This window comes from Altererythrobacter chaiwopuensis, from assembly GCF_054957735.1.
Genome location: NZ_JBTXJF010000001.1, coordinates 1548634 through 1566286 on the forward strand (window position 1 = coordinate 1548634; position 17653 = coordinate 1566286).

Here is a 17653-nt window from a genome sequence, read left to right on the forward strand (position 1 = left end):
CCGCTTGATTGATGCATATCAACCATACCCTTGACCTGTATCGGGTCGGATCGCGTGCTGCATCAGGCCGCGCCGATTTTACGCGGCTTCCAGGGTTCGATTTGATCTTGGTCAAGAAATTGCGGGATGCAACACTGCATCGTGAACTGGTCAACCGAGCTTTCACCGGGAGCCGCATATGCCGCCAAGAGACCATGTGACCAGTGCCGAACAGAACCGAGCCTTGGGTCTCAGCACCTTTGCCTTCACGATCTGCTTTGCGGTCTGGACGATCTTCGCGATCATCGGGATCGAGATCAAGTCAGAGCTGGGCCTTTCCGACACGCAGTTCGGCCTGCTGGTGGGCACACCGATCCTCACCGGGTCGCTCACGCGCCTCCTGCTGGGAGTGTGGACTGATCAATATGGCGGACGGATCGTCTTTGCGCTCACCATGATCGCTTCGGCGGTTTCGACATTCCTGCTGTCCTATACTGACAGCTATCTGATGATGCTGCTGGCGGCACTGGGCCTGGGCCTGGCGGGCGGCGGTTTCGCGGTTGGCGTGGCCTATGTCTCGAAATGGTATCCGCAGGAGAGGCAGGGCTCGGCACTTGGTTTCTTCGGCATGGGCAATGTCGGTGCTGCGCTGACCAAGTTCGTTGCGCCGTGGGTTATGGTGGCGTTCGGCTGGACCATGGTGGCGCAGCTATGGGCAGGCGCATTGGCGATCACCGCGGTGCTGTTTTTCCTCCTTGCCAAGGATGATCCAGATCTGGTCGCGCGCAGGACCAGCGGCGCCAAGCCCATGTCTCTCAAGCAGCAGCTGGAGCCGCTCAAGAACGAGCAGGTGTGGCGCTTTTCGCTCTATTATTTCTTTGTCTTCGGTGCCTTCGTGGCGCTGGCGCTATGGCTGCCGCACTATATCGTCGATCTGTACGGGGCCGATGTCAAAACGGCCGGGATGCTGGCGGCGAGCTTCTCGCTCTCGGCCAGCGTTTTCCGTGCCTATGGCGGGGTGCTGTCGGATAAATATGGCGCGCGTAAGATCATGTATGCGACCTTTGGCGTTTCGCTGGTTCTGCTGTTCATGCTCAGCTATCCGGCGACCGACTATGTGATCCACGGGGTCCGGGGGCCGATCGCCTTCTCTACCTCGATGAGCCTGGTGCCCTTCGTGATCACGGTGTTCGTGCTGGGCTTCTTCATGTCGCTGGGCAAGGCGGCGGTCTACAAGCACATTCCGGTCTATTACCCGAACCATGTTGGCGCGGTCGGCGGGCTGGTCGGCCTGGTCGGCGGCCTTGGCGGTTTCGTCCTGCCGATCGTGTTCGGGGCGGTCAGCGATCTTACCGGCATCTGGACCAGCTGTTTCATGGTGCTGTTCGCGCTGGTGGCGATCGCGCTGACGTGGATGCATCTGGCGATCCGGCAGATGGAGCAGAAAGCCAGCGGTATCGATGTCCGCAGCTTGCCGCAGTTCCCCGAGATGGCCGGGTTGCATGACGAGACACGCCATGCGGCCGCGCAGCCGAGCAAGGTGCTGACCGAATGGAAGCCGGAAGACCCGGGCTTTTGGGAGCAGACGGGTGAACGGATCGCGCGCCGCAACCTCTATATCTCGATCCCCGCGCTGCTGCTTGCCTTTGCGGTGTGGATGGTATGGTCGATGGTGGTGGCCAAGCTGCCTTCGATCGGCTTCGACTACACCACCGACCAGCTGTTCTGGTTGGCGGCACTGCCGGGCCTGTCGGGTGCGACGCTGCGGATCTTCTACAGCTTCATGGTGCCGATCTTCGGCGGGCGGCTGTGGACCACGCTCAGCACGGCTTCGTTGCTGATCCCCGCATTCGGGATCGGCTACGCGGTGCAGAACCCTGGCACGCCCTATGTCATTTTCCTGGTGCTGGCGCTGCTGTGCGGCTTTGGCGGGGGCAATTTTGCCTCGTCGATGTCGAACATCAGCTTCTTCTTCCCCAAGGCGCAGAAGGGCAATGCGCTGGCGCTCAACGCCGGGCTGGGCAATCTTGGTGTGTCGGTGATGCAGTTCGCGGTGCCGCTGGTGATTGTGGCGGGCATGTTCGGCGCGCTGGGCGGCGCCCCGCAGCAGACCGCCGAGGGCGGGCAGATGTGGCTCCAGAATGCGGGCTTCATCTGGGTGCCGTTCATCATCGCCAGCACGCTGCTTGCGTGGTTCGGTATGCATGACATTGCCGATGCCAGGGCCAGCTTTGCCGAACAGTCGGTGATTTTCCAGCGCAAGCACAACTGGCTGATGTGCTGGCTCTACACCGGCACTTTCGGCAGCTTCATCGGCTTTTCTGCCGGATTGCCGTTGCTGGCCAAGAACCAGTTCCCCGATATCGACGTGCTCAAGTTCGTGTTCCTCGGCCCGCTGGTGGGCGCGCTCAGCCGCGCGGCGACCGGCTGGGTGTCCGATCGCTGGGGCGGTGGGCGCGTAACCTTCTGGGTGTTCGTGGGCATGATGCTGGGCGTGTTGGGCGTGATCTGGTTCCTCCAGGCGGGCAATTGGTGGGGCTTCCTGGGGATGTTCATCTTCATGTTCTTCATGACCGGGGTGGGCAATGCCTCCACCTTCCAGATGATCCCCGCGATCATGCGCCAGGAAGTGCCCCGGCTGATGCCCGAAGTTGGAGCCGAGGCCCAGAGGCGGCAGGCGGATAAGGAATCGGCGGCAATCGTCGGCTTTACCTCGGCCATTGCAGCCTATGGCGCCTTCTTCATTCCCAAGAGCTTCGGTAGCGCGATCGCCGCCACCGGATCGCCGATGCCGGCGCTGTGGGGCTTCCTGATCTTCTATGCCAGCTGCGCGGCGCTCACCTGGTGGGTTTATACCCGCCGCGGCGGCTTGCTGCACGAGGTTGAGCGCGGGCGTCCGCCTGCCCCGGCCGCCGTTCCCCCAATCATGAAAGGAGCCGCTGCATGAGCCACCTTCTCGACCGCCTGACGTTCTTCAACCAGAAGAAAGTCGCCTTTTCCGAAGGTCACGGTGTCACCACCAATGAAAATCGCGGCTGGGAGGATAGCTATCGCCAGCGCTGGCAGCATGACAAGATCGTGCGCTCCACCCACGGGGTCAATTGCACTGGATCGTGCAGCTGGAAAATCTACGTCAAGGGCGGGATCATCACCTGGGAAACGCAGCAGACCGACTATCCGCGCACCCGGCCCGATCTGCCCAATCACGAGCCGCGCGGCTGCCCGCGCGGGGCGAGCTATAGCTGGTACATCTATTCGGCGCAGCGGCTGAAATACCCGATGGTGCGCTCTCGCTTGCTCAAGCTGTGGCGCGAAGCGCGGGCAGTGCGAACTCCGGTTGCCGCGTGGGCCTCAATCGTCGAGGATCCGGCCAAGCGCAAGAGCTATACCGCGATCCGCGGCCACGGCGGCTTCGTGCGTTCGACCTGGGACGAGGTGAACGAAATCATCGCCGCCGCCAATGCCTATACCGCCAAAACCTGGGGGCCTGACCGGGTGATCGGCTTCAGCCCCATCCCGGCAATGTCGATGGTGAGCTATGCGGCGGGGTCACGCTACCTGTCGCTGCTCGGCGGCACCTGCATGAGCTTTTATGACTGGTATTGCGATCTGCCGCCCGCCAGCCCGATGACCTGGGGCGAACAGACCGACGTTCCCGAAAGCGCGGACTGGTATAATTCCGGCTTCCTGATGATGTGGGGTTCCAACGTGCCGCAGACCCGCACGCCCGACGCCCACTTCATGACCGAGGCGCGCTATCGCGGGACCAAGGTCGCGGTGGTCAGCCCGGACTATGCCGAGGCTACCAAATTCGCCGACTTGTGGCTCAATCCCAAGCAGGGCACCGATGCAGCGCTGGCGATGGCGATGGGCCATGTGATCCTGCGTGAATTCCATCTTGACCGGCAGGCAGAGTATTTCGAGGATTATTGCCGCAAATATTCCGACATGCCGATGCTGGTGCGGCTGGTGGAAAAGGACGGGGCCCTGATCCCGGAAAGCCTGCTGCGCGCCAGCGATTTCCTCGACAGTCTGGGCGAAGCCAACAATCCGGAGTGGAAGGTCGTCGCTATCGACGACACCTCCGATGAAGTGGTGGCCCCCACTGGCTCGGCCGGTTTCCGCTGGGGTGAAAAGGGCAAATGGAACCTCGAAGAGAAAGACGGGCGCGGCACCGATACCGTCCTGAGAATGACCAATATTCTCGACGGCCAGCATGATGAAGTGGTGGAGGTTGCCTTCCCCTATTTCGGCAATCGCGAGCATGACCATTTTGAAGGCACCGACCACCCCAGCGTCCTGAAGCGCCGCGTGGCGGTGCGCCAATTGCAGCTAAAGGATGGCAAGGCTTTCGTGGCCACCGTGTTCGACCTGTTGTGCGCCAACTACGGCCTCGACCGCGGTCTGGGCGGCGAGCATGTGGCGCGCGATTACGGCGATATGGAACCTTACACGCCTGCCTGGGCGGAAAAGATCACCGGAGTTCCTGCCGAGCAGATCATCACCGTGGCGCGCGAATTCGCCGCCAATGCGGAAGCGACCAGAGGCAAGTCGATGGTGATCCTGGGGGCGGGGCTCAACCACTGGTATCACATGGACATGAACTATCGCGGCATCATCAACCTGTTGGTGATGTGCGGCTGCGTGGGCCAATCGGGCGGTGGCTGGGCGCATTACGTGGGGCAGGAAAAGCTGCGCCCGCAGACCGGCTGGTTGCCGCTGGCTTTCGGGCTCGACTGGAGCCGCCCGCCGCGCCAGATGAACTCGACCAGCTTCTTCTACGCCCACACCGATCAATGGCGCTATGAAACGCTGGGGGTGGAGGAAATCCTTTCCCCTACCGCGCCTGATGGCGAATGGGACGCCAGCCTGATCGATTACAACGCGCGGGCCGAACGGATGGGCTGGCTGCCAAGCGCGCCCCAGCTCAAGACCAACCCGCTCGAAGTGGGCAAAGCGGTGAAAGCCAGCGGCATGGAGGCAAAGGATTACGTTTCCGCTGCGCTCAAATCCGGCGAATTGGAAATGTCATGCTTCGACCCGGACGATCCGGCCAATTGGCCGCGCAACATGTTCGTGTGGCGTTCGAACCTGCTGGGTTCATCGGGCAAGGGGCACGAATATTTCCTCAAGCACCTGCTCGGCACAGCCCACGGCGTTCAGGGCAAGGATCTGGGCGAAACCGGCGCGCAGAAGCCCAAGGAAGTGAAGTGGCATGACGAGGCGCCCAAGGGCAAGCTCGACCTGCTGGTGACGCTGGACTTCCGCATGTCGACCACATGCGTCTATTCCGACATCGTCCTGCCCACCGCCAGCTGGTATGAGAAGGACGATCTCAACACCTCGGACATGCATCCCTTCATTCATCCGCTGTCGGCGGCAGTCGATCCGGTGTGGGAATCGCGCAGCGACTGGGACATCTACAAGGGCATCGCGAAGAAGTTTTCCGAAATTGCGCCCGAAGTCCTCGGCGTTGAGCACGATGTGGTGCTGACCCCGATCATGCACGACACGCCCGGAGAGATCGCCCAGCCTTTCGATGTGGCCGATTGGGGGCATGGCGAGATCGAGGCGATACCTGGCAAGACCATGGCCAATGTGGCGGTGGTCGAGCGCGATTATCCGGGGCTCTACAACCGCTTCACCGCGCTCGGCCCGCTGATGGACAAGCTTGGCAATGGCGGCAAGGGAATCAGCTGGAACACCCAGCACGAAGTCGAAAATCTGAGGAAGCTCAACGGCACGGTGCTGGAGGAGGGGGCTACCCAAGGCATGCCGCAGATAGAAACTGCGATTGATGCCGCCGAGGTGATCCTGATGCTGGCGCCCGAAACCAATGGCGAAGTGGCCGTCAAGGCGTGGGATGCGCTGTCGCAGAACACAGGGCGCGACCACAGGCATCTGGCGCTGCCCAAGGAAGAGGAGAAGATCCGCTTCCGCGACATTCAGGCGCAGCCGAGGAAGATCATCTCCTCACCCACCTGGTCCGGGATCGAAAGCGAGCACGTGTGCTACAACGCGGGCTACACCAATGTGCACGAACTGATCCCGTGGCGCACGCTGACCGGGCGGCAGCAGCTTTATCAGGATCACAAGTGGATGCGCGCCTTTGGCGAGGGCTTCTGCGTCTATCGCCCGCCGATCGACACCAAGGCGGTCAAGCCGATGCTGGATCAGGCGAAGGACGCGCCGCACGTGATCCTGAACTTCATCACCCCGCACCAGAAATGGGGCATCCATTCGACCTATACCGACAATCTGCTGATGCTCACCCTGTCGCGCGGCGGGCCGATTGTGTGGATGAGCGAGGTGGACGCGGCCAAGGCCGGTCTGGTCGATAATGACTGGGTCGAAACCTTCAATTCCAACGGTGCGCTGGTCGCCCGCGTGGTCGTCTCGCAGCGGATGAAGGAAGGCACGCTGTTCATGTATCACGCGCAGGAGAAGATCACCAACGTGCCCGGATCGCCGCTCACGGGCCAGCGCGGCGGCATCCACAACTCGGTCACGCGCGCGGTCCTCAAGCCCACGCACATGATCGGCGGATATGTCCAGCAATGCTATGGCTTCAATTATTACGGCACGGTCGGCTCCAACCGCGACGAATATGTCATCGTGCGCAAGCTCAGCAAGGTCGACTGGCTCGAAGGGGCCTTGGCCGAAGGGGAGAACGCAGCATGAAAATCCGCGCGCAGATCGGCAAGGTCCTGAACCTCGACAAGTGCATCGGCTGCCACACCTGCTCGGTCACGTGCAAGAACGTGTGGACCAGCCGCGAGGGCATGGAATACGCCTGGTTCAACAATGTCGAGACCAAGCCCGGCATCGGCTATCCCAAGGACTGGGAGAACCAGAAGCGCTGGAACGGCGGCTGGGTGCGCACCCCCGGCGGATCGATCCGGCCCAAGATGGGCGGCAAGTGGCGGGTGCTGGCGAAAATCTTCGCCAATCCCGACCTGCCCGAGATCGACGATTATTACGAGCCCTTCACCTTCGATTACGCCCATTTGCAGCAGGCGGGCGAAAGCAAGGCTTTCCCCACCGCGCGCCCGCGCAGCCTGATTTCCGGGCAGCGGATGGAAAAGATCGAATGGGGCCCCAACTGGGAGGAAATCCTGGGCGGTGAGTTTTCCAAGCGGTCGGAGGATTACAACTTCGAAGGGGTACAGAAAGAGATTTACGGCCAGTTCGAAAACACCTTCATGATGTATCTGCCCAGGCTGTGCGAGCACTGCCTCAACCCCACCTGTGTCGCCGCCTGTCCCTCTGGCGCGATCTACAAGCGCGAGGAAGACGGCATCGTCCTGATCGATCAGGAGACGTGCCGCGGCTGGCGCATGTGCGTATCGGGCTGCCCCTACAAGAAGATCTATTACAACTGGAAAACCGGCAAATCGGAAAAGTGCATCTTCTGCTATCCGCGCATCGAGGCGGGCCAGCCGACGGTGTGCAGCGAAACCTGCGTCGGGCGCATCCGCTATCTGGGCGTGATGCTGTATGATGCCGACCGGATCGAGGAAGCCGCATCGGCCGAGAATGTCGAAGACCTGTATCAGGCGCAGCTCGACATTTTCCTTGATCCCAATGATCCGGAAGTGATTGAGCAGGCTCGGAAAGATGGCGTGCCGGAAGCATGGCTTGAAGCCGCGCGGCATTCGCCGGTGTGGAAAATGGCGATGGAATGGAAGGTCGCCTTCCCGCTCCACCCGGAATACCGCACTCTGCCGATGGTATGGTACGTGCCGCCGCTCTCGCCGATCAATGCGGCGGCGAGCGCCGGGCAAATTTCGGTCAATAACAACATGCCCGATGTCCGCAGCTTGCGCATTCCGCTGAAGTATCTCGCCAATCTGCTCACCGCAGGCGATGAGGAACCGGTGGCGCTGTGCCTTGAGCGGATGCTGGCAATGCGCGGTTACATGCGCGCGAAGACGGTAGAAGGGGTGCGGAACGAGGGCATAGCCGAGGCTGTCGGGCTCACGGGCGCGCAGATCGAGGACATGTACAAGGTGATGGCGCTGGCCGATTACGAGGATCGCTTCGTCATTCCCACCGGCCACCGTGAGGATGCCGAGGACATGTTCGAGGAACGCGGCTCCTGCGGCTTCACCTTCGGCAATGGCTGTTCGGGCGGGTCAAGCGAGAGCAATTTGTTCGGCGCCAAACCGGCACGCAAGAAACTGCAGACCCCGACGCCCCACATTGCAGGGGAGGTGCTGCCATGAAAGCGCTCCATCTGATTTCGCTGTTGCTGCAATATCCCACCCGCGACCTTCAGGCGGTAGCGGGCGAGATCCGCCAGCGGCTGACCGCCGATCCGGCCTTGCCGCAAGCCGGGGTTGCCGCGCTCGAACCGCTGCTTGCCCGGCTGGAGGCCTGCGACATTTACGACGCGCAGGAATCCTATGTCGAGCTGTTCGACCGGGGGCGGGCGCACAGCCTGCATCTGTTCGAACACGTCCACGGCGAAAGCCGGGACCGGGGGCAGGCGATGGTCGATCTGCGCCAGCGGTACCTCAATGCGGGGCTGGAGCCGGAAGGTAACGAGTTGCCCGATTACCTGCCGCTGTTCCTAGATTATTGCTCGACGCTGCCCGATGCTGCGGCCCGCGATACCTTGGCCGAACCGGGCGTGGTGTTGATCGCGCTCGCCGCGCGGCTGGCCGAAAAGCAGTCGGACTATGCCCCGCTGTTCGCGCTGCTGTGCGAAATTGCGGGCATCGAAATGGACGAGGAAGCGGCCAAGGCGCTCCCGCCGGTTGACGACCCGGAGAGCCTGGAAGAGCTTGATGCGCAGTGGGAGGAGGAGGAAATCCGCTTCACTGCCGAAACCGCACCCGATCCGGGTGCCGCCTGCCCGGTTGCCGCGAGCCAGCTTGCCGCCATGCGCTTTGAGCGAGGAGCCTGATCATGTCGAGTCCACCTGCCGCCGTTCCTGCTGGCCATGAAGCCTTGCCATCCATTCCGATCGACCTGTGGATCAACACATTCCTGTTCGGGGCGCTGCCCTATATCGCGCTTGCGGTGATGATCATCGGCAGCATTTTCCGCTATGATCGCGAGCCCTACACATGGCGTGCCGGATCGAGCCAGTTGCTCCGGCGAAAGCAACTTATGTGGGGATCGAACCTGTTCCACATCGGCATCCTGTTCCTGTTCATGGGCCATTTTGTTGGTCTTCTGACGCCGCACAGCATTTATCGGCACTTTATCTCGGCGGAAACCAAGCAACTGGTCGCCATCTATGCCGGTTCGGTAGCTGGGCTGATCTGCCTTGCAGGTCTGGTGCTGCTGATGCACCGGCGCTTTTTCGATGCGCGCATTCGCAGAAATTCGCCGTTCGCTGACAATGCCATCCTTGGCATTCTGTTTGTGCAGCTGGTGTTGGGGCTCGCCACCGTGCCATTTTCGTTGGCGCACCACGATGCCGAAGTGATGCTGCGGCTGTCTGCCTGGGCGCAGGGTATTTTTACATTCGAACCAAGTGTCGGCCGCTATGTGGCCGGACTCGATTGGCCTTATCAGGCACATCTCGTGCTGGGCATGCTGATTTTTCTGCTGCTGCCATTTACCCGGCTGGTCCATATTTTCTCGGCTCCAATCCGGTACCTGTGGCGCGGCGGCTATCAGATCGTCCGTTCGCGCCGGAGCCTCACCCATGGATGAAGTGATCGAACGCGCGGCAGTGCGGGTTGGCGGGGTCGAAATCCCCCGCGCTGCCATCGCCGCCGAAGCCCAGAACCACCCCGCGCCCGATGCCGCCACCGCATGGACCGAGGCGACCGAGGCGCTCGCGATCCGGCAATTGCTGCTGGCCGAGGCCGGGCGGCTGGGTATCGAACCGGGCGAACGGCTCGACGCACAGGGCCGCCCGCTCGCGGCGGATGATGCGCTGATCGATGCGTTGCTGGAACGTGAAGTGCGCGTGCCCGAAGCCACCGAGGCCGAGGCGCGGCGCTTCTTCGATGCACATAGCGATCGTTTCGCCAGCGAGACGCTGGTCGAGGCGGAGCACATCCTGTTCTCGGCCAGCCCTGACGACAGCTTTGCCTACAGCCTGGCCGTGGGCGATGCCCGCACTGCCATTCGCGCGTTGCAAGCCGATCCTGCGTGCTTTGCCGAACTGGCGCAGGCCAAATCCGCCTGCCCGTCAAAAGAACAGGGCGGCAATCTCGGCCAGATCGGCAAGGGGCAGACCGTCGCCGAATTCGAAGCCGCGCTGTTCGGCCTCGCCGAGGGCGAGCTCTGCTCCGAGCCGGTGCGCACCCGCTTCGGCGTGCATGTGATCCGCGCCGGGCGGCGGGCCGAGGGGCAGCAATTGCCATTCGAGGCCGTTGAAGCCTCGATCTGCGACTATCTGGAGGAAGCCAGCTACCGCAAGGCAGTGGCGCAATATCTCGCCATTCTCGCCAGCCAGACCAGTATCGAAGGCGTGAGCCTGCCCATCGCTGACGGGCCGCTGGTCCAGTGAGTGAAAAGCGCGCTCTTGATGTCCTGCCGCTGGCCGCTCCCCTGCGCGATGGCATCGGCCGCAGGTTCGAATATCTGCGACTCTCGCTGACCGAAGTCTGCAACTTTCGCTGCACCTATTGCCTTCCCGATGGCTACAAAAAGCCGTGCCATCGACCGGCCGAACTGACGGTGGAGGAAATCCGCCGCGCAGTGGGCGCCTTTGCGCAGCTTGGCCTGTGGAAGGTCCGCCTCACCGGGGGCGAGCCGACATTGCGCCGCGATTTCGAGGAGGTGGCGCGCGCTGTGGCCAGCGTGCCCGGAATTCGCCGCGTGGCAATGACCACCAATGGCTATCGCCTGGCCGAGCGGGCGCAGGCGTGGCGCGATGCAGGTATCAGCGCAATCAACATCAGCGTGGATTCGCTCGATCCCGCGCGGTTTGCCGCGATCACCGGGCATGACCGCTTGGGCGAAGTGTTGCGCGGCGTGGAGGCGGCGCAGGCGGCCGGGTTCGAGAGTATCAAGCTCAACGCCGTGCTGATGCGCGGGATCAATGACGATGAACTCCATGCCATGATCGATTTCGTCGCCACGCGCGACCTGTCGCTGCGCTTCATCGAGGTGATGCGCACCAATGACAATGCCGCCTTCTTCGATCAGCACCATGTGGCCGGGCAAGGCGTGATCGACCGGCTCGAGTCTGCGGGCTGGCAGCGCCTGCCGCGCCGGCCGGGCGCGGGGCCGGCGGTGGAGCTGGGGCATCGCCAGGCGAAAGGCCGCATCGGCATCATCGCGCCCTATGCGCGGGATTTCTGTGCCAGCTGCAACCGGCTGCGCCTGTCATCGGATGGCAGGCTGCATCTGTGCCTGTTCGGGGATGGCGGGATCGATCTGCGGCCACTATTGCAAGAAGGAGATCAATCCGCTTTGACAAACCGGATTTGCGCACTTGTCAGCACAAAGGCTCCGGCGCATCGGCTACACGAGGGAAACAGCGGCGCGACGCCGCATCTAGCATCCATCGGAGGATAAGGCTGGCCATGCCGGGAATCGACGAAACACTAACCTTTCACCCGCTTGGCATGGCGGTGCTGACCATTTCCGACACGCGCACGCTCGAAACCGACAGTTCGGGCGCGCTGCTGGCCGAACGGCTCCAGAGCGCAGGGCACCGGCTGTATGATCGCGCCATCGTGCGCGACGAAATCGCCGATATCCGCGCGCAATTGCAGGCCTGGCTGGCGCGGCCCGAGATCGAGATCATCCTCACCACCGGCGGTACCGGCTTTTCCCCGCGCGATAATACGCCCGAGGCGGTGAGGCCCTTGCTGCGGCGCGAGATGGACGGGTTTTCGGCGGCGTTCCACCATAAAAGCCTTGCCAGCGTGGGGGTTGCCACCATGCAATCGCGCGCCTTTGCCGGGCAGGCGGGCGATGCCTTCATCTTCTGCGTGCCGGGATCGACCGGCGCCTGCCGCGATGCATGGGACGGCCTGCTGGAACTGGAATTCGACAGCCGCCACAAACCCTGCTCGATCGCTGGCGCATTGCCCCGCCTGCGCGAGGTGTGTGCCTGATTGGCTCTGTCCGCGCCCGTTCCTTCAAGGAAGGAAGGGCTTGTTTTCCTACCCTGCGCGTACCGGCTATCCTCTGACCATGCGATCCGCCGTACCGCCTCGCTTCAGCAGCATGTCCATCCGCGCGCGCGAAACCCTCGCTCTCGCGCGCCTGGCCGCCCCGCTGCGGAAGGGCTGCTTTGTTTCCCTTGGACTGTGTTCCATGTGTTCCATCCTGCAGGACTCGCACCCGTCAAACACTCCTTGCATTTTGCGGTCAGATCGCTATTGCGCGCGCCTTCACTGACACGTGATTCATCTGCCTGCCTGGCGACAAGGGCTGCCAGGGCCGGTTCGGACGTGTCTCTTGATTAGGAGATGAAAATGCCCAAGCTGAAGACCAAAAGCGGTGTGAAGAAACGCTTCAAGATCACCGCAACCGGCAAGATCAAGCATGGTGTCGCGGGCAAGCGCCACCGCCTGATCAGCCATAATGCGAAGTATATCCGCACCAACCGTGGCACCACCGTATTGTCGGAAGCCGACACCAAGACGGTGAAGAAATGGGCCCCCTACGGGCTCGACTGAGCGCGCTGGTTTAAGGAGAATCTGATATGCCTCGCATCAAACGCGGCGTGACCACGCGCCAGAAGCACAAGCGGCTGCTCGACCAGGCCAAGGGCTATCGCGGCCGCCGCAAGAATACCATCCGCATCGCCCGCCAGGCGGTGGAGAAGGCCGGCCAGTACGCCTATCGCGATCGCAAGATCAAGAAGCGCAACTTCCGCGCGCTGTGGATCCAGCGGATCAACGCGGCGGTGCGCGCCGAAGGCCTCACCTATTCGCAGTTCATGCACGGCGCAAAGCTTGCCGGTATCGAGCTTGACCGCAAGGCGATGGCCGATCTGGCCATGAACGAGGAAGGCGCGTTCAAGGCGGTGATCGCCCAGGCCAAGGGCGCTCTGCCCGCGTAAGCCTGGCCGAAGGCTGGAATTTCCGGGAGGCGCTGGGGGGAAACTTCCGGCGCCTTTCCATTTGTGAATGCGGGCCGGAATTGGCAGCTCGATCCTGACGCCGGGCACCGCCTGCACAGACGGGTGCCTGCATGGGTACCTCACCCGGCCGGAAAGCACTTTGCCTTGAGCGCCATTTGCCGCTAGCGGAGCGCGCTCGAAAGTGAATCTGACACAATGACCGATTTGACCACACAGAAGGATGCGGCACTGGCCGCGATTGGCGCGGCAGGAACGCTCGATGCGCTGGAGGAACAGCGCCTTGCGGCACTGGGCAAGAAGGGCTGGATCAGCCTGGCGCTGAAGACGCTTGGCCAGATGAGCCCTGATGAGCGGAGCGCAGCCGCACCCGCGATCCAGGCTATTCGCGGCGAAGTTGCCGATGCAATTGCTGCCAAGAAACAGGCACTCGAAAGTGCCGTGCTGGAGGCGCAGCTGGCCAGCGAGCGGCTGGACCTGACCTTGCCTGCACCCGAGGCGCCGCTGGGCTCGGTGCATCCGGTGAGCCAGGTGATGGACGAGCTGGCGGAAATCTTCGCCGATCTGGGTTTCGCGGTCGCTACCGGGCCTGAGATCGAGGACGACTGGCACAATTTCACAGCGCTCAACATGGATGAAAGCCATCCCGCGCGCGCAATGCATGACACGTTCTATTTCCCCGACCGTGATGGCCATGGGCGCGCCATGCTGCTCAGGACTCACACCTCGCCAGTGCAGATCCGCAGCATGCTGGAGCAGGGCGCGCCGCTGAGGATCATCGCGCCGGGCCGCGTCTATCGCAGCGACAGCGATGCGACGCACACGCCGATGTTTCACCAGGTGGAAGGGTTGGTGATCGATCGCGGCATCCACCTGGGGCACCTCAAATGGACGCTCGAGACTTTCCTCAAGGCGTTTTTCGAGCGCGACGATATCGTGCTGCGGCTGCGCCCGAGCTACTTCCCCTTCACCGAGCCTTCGGTCGAAGTCGATGTCGGCTATGCCAACGAAGGCGGCCGCCGCGTGGTCGGCGGTTCAGGCGATGACGATGGGCATGACTGGATGGAGCTGCTCGGCAGCGGCATGGTCAACCGCCGCGTGATCGAGATGGGCGGCCTCGACCCTGACGAATGGCAGGGCTTTGCCTGGGGCCTGGGCGTCGACCGGCTGGCCATGCTCAAATACGGGATGGACGATCTGCGCGCCTTCTTCGATGGCGACGTGCGCTGGCTGAGGCACTTTGGCTTCAGCCCCTTCGACCAGCCCACCCTTTCTGCCGGCGTAGGAGCGAAAGCATGAAGTTCTCGCTTGCATGGCTGAAGGACCATCTCGAAACCGGAGCCTCGGTGAAGGAGATTGTCGACGCGCTCAACGCCATCGGGCTCGAGGTTGATGGCGTGGAAGACCCAGCGGACAGGCTCGCCGGTTTCCGCGTCGCTCAAGTGCTCACCGCTGCCCGGCACCCCGATGCCGACAAGCTGCAGGTGCTCACCGTTGACACGGGTGAAGGCGATCCGCTGCAGGTGGTGTGCGGCGCGCCCAATGCCCGCGCAGGGATGAAGGGCGTGCTGGGCCTGCCCGGCGCAGTGGTGCCGGCCAATGGCATGGAGCTGCGCAAGAGCGCGATCCGCGGGGTCGAATCGAATGGCATGATGTGCAGCGTGCGCGAGCTTGAGCTGGGCGATGAGCACAGCGGCATCATCGAACTGCCCGATGATGCGCCTGTAGGCACCAGCTTCGCCGAATATCACGGTGCTTCGCCGGTGATCGACGTGGCAATCACCCCCAACCGGCCCGACTGCATGGGCGTCTACGGTATTGCGCGCGATCTTGCGGCTGCAGGCCTGGGGACGCTCAAGCCGATTGCGATTCCCGCCTTCGAAGCTGCGGGTGCCTGCCCGGTAGAAATCCGCACCGATGATCCCGATGGATGCCCGGCCTTCTATGGCCGCGTGGTCAAGGGCGTGACAAACGGCACCTCGCCCGACTGGTTGCAGCAGCGGCTGATAAGCGCCGGGCAGCGCCCGATCTCGCTGCTGGTCGACCTTACCAACTATCTGATGCTGGCCTATGGCCGCCCGGCGCATGCCTATGACCTTGCCAAGCTGACCGGCGCGGTGGTTGCGCGCCGCGCCAAGCAGGGCGAGCAATGCCAAGCGCTCAACGAAAAGACCTACACGCTTGATGAAAGCATGACGGTGATCGCCGATGATGCCGGTGTGCATGATATCGCCGGGATCATGGGCGGCGAGCACTCGGGCGTCAGCGAAAGCACCAGTGACGTGCTGCTCGAAATCGCCTATTTCGATCCCGCGCGGATCGGCGTGACCGGGCGCAAACTGGGCCTGTCTTCGGATGCACGCACGCGCTTCGAACGCGGGGTTGATCCGGATTTCCTCGACGACGGGCTCGACCTTTTGACTGGGCTGATCGTCGATCTGGCAGGCGGCACGCCAAGCGAGAAGGTGCATGCGGGCTCGCCCCCGAGCGTTCCCAAGCAGATCGCGTTCGATACAGGGCTCACCTTGCGCCTGGGCGGTGTCGATGTGCCAGCCGAGCAGCAGCGGCGCATTCTGGAAAGTCTTGATTTCAAGGTTGGCGGCGACTGGAATGTCACCTGCCCGCTGCGCCGCCATGACATCGAGGGCGCAGCCGATCTGGTCGAGGAAGTGGTGCGCATCCACGGCCTCGACAAGGTGGAGAGCGTGCCCTTGCCGCGCGCGGATGGTGTCGCCCGCCCGACCGCAACGCCGCAGCAGGCGATCGAGCGCAAACTGCGCCGCGCTGCCGCCGCGCGCGGGCTCAATGAAGCGATCACCTGGTCCTTCATCACCGAGGCGGAGGCGGCACATTTCGCTGACCTTCGCCAAGCTGAGGATGAGCGGGCGCAGTTGTGGGCGCTCGAAAACCCGATCAGCGAGGATATGAAGGTCATGCGGCCTTCGTTGCTGCCCGGCCTGATCAGCGCGGCCAAGCGCAATCTCGATCGCGGGGCGGACGGCCTTCGCCTGTTCGAAATCGGGCGGCGCTATTTCCGCGGCAAGGATGGCACGAGCGACGAGCGTGCGACGCTGGGCATTGTGCTGGCGGGCGAAAAGACTCCGCGCGGCTGGGCATCAGGAAAGGCGGTGATGTTCGACGCCTTTGACGCCAAGGCCGAGGCGCTGGCACTGCTCGAAGCCGCCGGTGCGCCGATCCAGAACCTGATGGTGATGGGTGAGGCGGGGGATCAGTTCCACCCTGGCCAATCGGCCACCTTGCGGCTTGGACCCAAGAATGTGCTGGCGCGCTTCGGCATGCTGCACCCGAACACCTGCAAGGCATTCGACGTCGATGGCCCGGTTGCGGCGGTCGAGATATTCCTTGACGCGATTCCGGCAAGAAAGGGTGGAGGCAGCTTCGCGCGGGCGCATTACTCGCCGCCCGCCTTGCAGGCGGTGACGCGCGATTTCGCCTTCCTGGTTCCGACCGAATTGGCTGCAGGCGAACTGGTCCGTGCCGTGCGCGGCGCCGACAAGCAGAACATCGTCGATGCGCGCGTGTTTGACGTGTTCGCCGGCCAGGGTGTGCCCGAGGGCAAGAAATCCATTGCCATCGAAGTGACACTGCAGCCGGCCGGGAAGAGCTATACGGATGCCGATCTCAAGGCGATTTCCGATGCGATCGTGGCCTCGGCCGCCAAGCAGGGGGCGGAGCTGCGTGGCTAGACACACAGCCATCGGTGCCGCCGTGCTGCTGACGGCGTGCGCCTCTACCCCCGCGTGGGCGCAGTGCGATATGAACGAGGATGATCGCGCCTGGCTGGCACAGGCCCTCGAAACATGGCGCGGTGCGGAACCGAGATGGCTTGGTCTGGCGCCGCAGCCTCTTCCGACGGTCGTAGCAGTCGACAGCCAATGCACCTACCTTCTGCTGCGAGGCGAGTTCGAGGGAATGACGGCAGAGCCACACAGCGGCGTCGCCACCTTGCCCGACGGCGCAGAAGTACCTCTGGGGCCAATTTCCTTCGCCAGCGGCGAAGGCGGCTATTTTGCCATGAGCCTGCCGTCGGTTTGGCGTGCTGCAGGGGTCAGCAGCGAGGTTGGTCTTGAGCGGATGATGAATGGCGTGCTCCTGCACGAAATGATGCACATCCGCCAGACTGAGCTCGCAAATCAGGCACTGACAGGCATGCCGAGCGCGGTGGGCGTTTCCGACGATGAGCTGACCGACGACATCGTCCAGGATCGTTTCGAGGGCGATGCGGAATATGTTGCCGCCTGGTCTCGCGAGCGCGATGCATTGTTCGCTTCCGCAGCGGCGACGGACGATTCCAGGGCGCGCGATCTCGCCAGTGAGGCCCTCGCAATGATGCGCAGCCGCCGCGCAAGCTGGTTCACCGGCGAAAAGGCTGGCTTTGCTGTCATGGATGATGTGTTCCTGACGATGGAGGGCATGGGCCAGTGGCTGATATACCAGTACTTCCTGTCGCCGGAGGGCGGAGGCCATGCATCGTCCGATGCTTTGCGAGCGGTACGCCGCAATGGCCGCTGGTGGAGCCAGGACGAAGGCCTTGCCCTCATCCTTGTGGTTGACCGCCTGCTTCCAGACTGGCAGCAGCGCGCCTTCCGCGACCCCGACTGGCGTGCCGAGCGCCTGCTCGCCGCCGCTGTCGGTGAATGATCGACCAGTCAC

The 17653-nt window shown here is 62.9% G+C and carries 13 protein-coding genes; all 13 read left to right on the plus strand.

Annotated elements, in window-relative coordinates; all coding sequences use genetic code 11:
• The first annotated feature begins 178 nt into the window (after nt 1-178).
• Nucleotides 179-2926 carry a nitrate/nitrite transporter gene (locus ACX3VQ_RS07545; protein WP_462580258.1) on the plus strand — a complete coding sequence of 916 codons (2748 nt, stop codon included), beginning with the start codon at nt 179-181 and terminating at the stop codon, nt 2924-2926.
• Nucleotides 2923-6660, plus strand: a complete 3738-nt coding sequence (locus tag ACX3VQ_RS07550) for a nitrate reductase subunit alpha (RefSeq protein WP_462580259.1) — start codon at nt 2923-2925, stop codon at nt 6658-6660. The genes ACX3VQ_RS07545 and ACX3VQ_RS07550 overlap by 4 nt, the downstream gene beginning before the upstream one ends.
• Nucleotides 6657-8204 (plus strand): nitrate reductase subunit beta, encoded by a 1548-nt coding sequence (gene narH, locus ACX3VQ_RS07555; protein WP_462580260.1) that lies wholly within the window; start codon nt 6657-6659, stop codon nt 8202-8204. The genes ACX3VQ_RS07550 and narH overlap by 4 nt, the downstream gene beginning before the upstream one ends.
• Entirely contained in the window at nt 8201-8887 is a 687-nt protein-coding gene (gene narJ / locus ACX3VQ_RS07560; protein ID WP_462580261.1) for a nitrate reductase molybdenum cofactor assembly chaperone, read from the plus strand. Before narH ends, narJ begins: the two co-directional genes overlap by 4 nt.
• 2 nt (nt 8888-8889) lie before the next feature.
• Nucleotides 8890-9645 (plus strand): respiratory nitrate reductase subunit gamma, encoded by a 756-nt coding sequence (gene narI / locus ACX3VQ_RS07565; RefSeq protein WP_462570665.1) that lies wholly within the window; start codon nt 8890-8892, stop codon nt 9643-9645.
• On the plus strand, nt 9638-10450 hold the full coding sequence (locus tag ACX3VQ_RS07570) for a peptidylprolyl isomerase (RefSeq protein WP_462580263.1): 813 nt from the start codon (nt 9638-9640) through the stop codon (nt 10448-10450). The genes narI and ACX3VQ_RS07570 overlap by 8 nt, the downstream gene beginning before the upstream one ends.
• Entirely contained in the window at nt 10447-11463 is a 1017-nt protein-coding gene (gene moaA / locus ACX3VQ_RS07575) for a GTP 3',8-cyclase MoaA (protein ID WP_462580264.1), read from the plus strand. Before ACX3VQ_RS07570 ends, moaA begins: the two co-directional genes overlap by 4 nt.
• Nucleotides 11464-11471: 8 nt before the next feature.
• Nucleotides 11472-12008: a molybdopterin-binding domain-containing protein gene (locus tag ACX3VQ_RS07580; protein ID WP_462570660.1), complete on the plus strand. Its 537-nt coding sequence runs from the start codon at nt 11472-11474 to the stop codon at nt 12006-12008.
• A 363-nt stretch (nt 12009-12371) separates the two neighbouring features.
• A complete protein-coding gene (gene rpmI / locus ACX3VQ_RS07585; RefSeq protein ID WP_165195972.1) occupies nt 12372-12575 on the plus strand; it encodes a 50S ribosomal protein L35 in 204 nt (67 codons plus the stop codon).
• Nucleotides 12576-12601: 26 nt separating this feature from the next.
• Nucleotides 12602-12961, plus strand: a complete 360-nt coding sequence (gene rplT / locus ACX3VQ_RS07590) for a 50S ribosomal protein L20 (protein WP_462570658.1) — start codon at nt 12602-12604, stop codon at nt 12959-12961.
• Between the two features lie 216 nt (nt 12962-13177).
• Nucleotides 13178-14278: a phenylalanine--tRNA ligase subunit alpha gene (pheS, locus tag ACX3VQ_RS07595; protein WP_462580265.1), complete on the plus strand. Its 1101-nt coding sequence runs from the start codon at nt 13178-13180 to the stop codon at nt 14276-14278.
• Complete coding sequence (gene pheT / locus ACX3VQ_RS07600; RefSeq protein WP_462580266.1) at nt 14275-16686, plus strand: phenylalanine--tRNA ligase subunit beta; 2412 nt, start codon at nt 14275-14277, stop codon at nt 16684-16686. The genes pheS and pheT overlap by 4 nt, the downstream gene beginning before the upstream one ends.
• Nucleotides 16679-17641 (plus strand): hypothetical protein, encoded by a 963-nt coding sequence (locus ACX3VQ_RS07605; protein WP_462580267.1) that lies wholly within the window; start codon nt 16679-16681, stop codon nt 17639-17641. The genes pheT and ACX3VQ_RS07605 overlap by 8 nt, the downstream gene beginning before the upstream one ends.
• The last annotated feature ends 12 nt before the right edge of the window (nt 17642-17653 follow it).

Excerpts from the sequence above, each read along its gene's own strand:
- ACX3VQ_RS07545 (WP_462580258.1), top strand. The coding sequence starts at position 179 with ATGCCGCCAAGAGACCATGTGACCAGTGCCGAACAGAACCGAGCCTTG.
- ACX3VQ_RS07550 (WP_462580259.1), top strand. The coding sequence starts at position 2,923 with ATGAGCCACCTTCTCGACCGCCTGACGTTCTTCAACCAGAAGAAAGTC.
- narH (WP_462580260.1), top strand. The coding sequence starts at position 6,657 with ATGAAAATCCGCGCGCAGATCGGCAAGGTCCTGAACCTCGACAAGTGC.
- narJ (WP_462580261.1), top strand. The coding sequence starts at position 8,201 with ATGAAAGCGCTCCATCTGATTTCGCTGTTGCTGCAATATCCCACCCGC.
- narI (WP_462570665.1), top strand. The coding sequence starts at position 8,890 with ATGTCGAGTCCACCTGCCGCCGTTCCTGCTGGCCATGAAGCCTTGCCA.
- ACX3VQ_RS07570 (WP_462580263.1), top strand. The coding sequence starts at position 9,638 with ATGGATGAAGTGATCGAACGCGCGGCAGTGCGGGTTGGCGGGGTCGAA.
- ACX3VQ_RS07580 (WP_462570660.1), top strand. The coding sequence starts at position 11,472 with ATGCCGGGAATCGACGAAACACTAACCTTTCACCCGCTTGGCATGGCG.
- rpmI (WP_165195972.1), top strand. The coding sequence starts at position 12,372 with ATGCCCAAGCTGAAGACCAAAAGCGGTGTGAAGAAACGCTTCAAGATC.
- rplT (WP_462570658.1), top strand. The coding sequence starts at position 12,602 with ATGCCTCGCATCAAACGCGGCGTGACCACGCGCCAGAAGCACAAGCGG.
- pheS (WP_462580265.1), top strand. The coding sequence starts at position 13,178 with ATGACCGATTTGACCACACAGAAGGATGCGGCACTGGCCGCGATTGGC.
- pheT (WP_462580266.1), top strand. The coding sequence starts at position 14,275 with ATGAAGTTCTCGCTTGCATGGCTGAAGGACCATCTCGAAACCGGAGCC.